Origin of the sequence: Oscillibacter acetigenes (assembly GCF_025567605.1) — a bacterium.
Classification (GTDB): domain Bacteria; phylum Bacillota; class Clostridia; order Oscillospirales; family Oscillospiraceae; genus Oscillibacter; species Oscillibacter welbionis.
The window spans coordinates 1-318 of sequence record NZ_JAOQKG010000008.1 but is presented as its reverse complement, the minus strand read 5'-3'; the positions used below and the strand labels follow the sequence as shown (position 1 = coordinate 318).

The 318-nt window shown below is 66.0% G+C and carries 1 pseudogene; it reads left to right on the top strand.

Going from position 1 to position 318, the window contains the following annotated elements:
• A pseudogene (locus tag OCV80_RS15095) lies at window positions 1-318 on the top strand (acryloyl-CoA reductase electron transfer subunit beta); the annotation flags it as partial.

Here is a 318-nt window from a genome sequence, read left to right as displayed (position 1 = left end):
TGGGAGGCGAGGGCATCGAGTCCGCTGCCAAGGAGCTGGGCGGCTACGGCGCCGACAAGGTGCTGGTGTGCGAGAGCCCCCTGCTGGCCGTCTACAACACCGATGCCTATGCCAAGGTGATCTGCGACGTGATCGAGGAGCTGAAGCCCGAGGCGTTCCTGATCGGCGCCACCAACATCGGCCGTGACCTGGGGCCCCGCTGCGCGGCCCGTCTGCACACTGGACTGTGCGCGGACTGCACCCACCTGGACGTGGATGTGGCGAACTACATCCAGTTCCTGCGTGAGTCCAGCACCCTGGACGTGGACAGCCAGAAGT